The sequence below is a fragment of the Streptomyces sp. DH12 genome (genome assembly GCF_020873895.1).
GTDB lineage: Bacteria > Actinomycetota > Actinomycetes > Streptomycetales > Streptomycetaceae > Streptomyces.
This window is the reverse complement of the sequence record NZ_JAHWGT010000158.1, coordinates 1-885: the sequence shown is the minus strand read 5'-3', so window position 1 is coordinate 885 and position 885 is coordinate 1. Positions and strand designations below refer to the sequence as shown.

The window sequence follows — 885 nt, the reverse complement described above, 5'->3', positions numbered from 1 at the left end:
GCCCTAGCCACCCCATTAGGCTTGCCGCACGGTGCAGGGCGCGGAAAAGATTCGACGCCTACCTGCCCGCGTACGAGCGGGCGGCGCCGCCGAGGTCGCCTTCGCCGAGGGTATGGGTAAGGGGTACCTGCGGTTCCGCAAGCCGGACAGCGTCGACCTGACCTCGACCTCGTGAGAGACCTGCCGAGGGCCACGGCCACCGTGCCGGACACCCGTGTGCCGGTCTGCGGCAGGAGAGGCACCGCTCCACCACCTCCGGGTTCACCCGCACCCCACGCGCCCGCTACAACCTCCGACATAGGCCGATCTCCGCCCGGCGGTGGACGCTCGCCCCCGTTGCGGCAGATGGAATGAGAGCAGTGCGGCCGGGTCGCCACAGTGCGCACACGCCGGCACGGCGGGAAGCCGCCCGCCCGTGTGGCTGCACGACGCGGCGACTGAATGACGCCGGCCATTTAAGTTGTGCGCAATCTAGTTGCGCACGATCAAATGGCGCGCTATCTTCTACATCAGTGCTCACCGCACACCGGACCTCAACGGAAGGCCACCACCATGCCGTTCATCACCGTCGGCCAGGAGAACAGCACCACCATCGACCTGTACTACGAGGACCACGGCACCGGGCAGCCGGTCGTGCTGATCCACGGGTATCCGCTCGACGGTCACTCCTGGGAGAAGCAGACCCGCGCCCTGCTCGCCGCCGGGTACCGGGTCATCACCTACGACCGGCGCGGGTTCGGGCAGTCGAGCCAGCCGACGACCGGGTACGACTACGACACCTTCGCCGCCGACCTGAACACCGTCATGGAGACCCTGGACCTGCGCGACGCGGTCCTCGTCGGGTTCTCGATGGGCACCGGTGAGGTCGGCCGCTACCTCGGCACC

1 protein-coding gene is annotated in these 885 nt (G+C 68.4%); it reads left to right on the top strand.

All coding sequences use genetic code 11. The features are described 5' to 3' along the window. Window positions 1-552 precede the first annotated feature (552 nt). A partial coding sequence (locus tag LPA54_RS33200) for an alpha/beta fold hydrolase (RefSeq protein WP_228984450.1) occupies window positions 553-885 on the top strand: 333 nt, incomplete at its 3' end.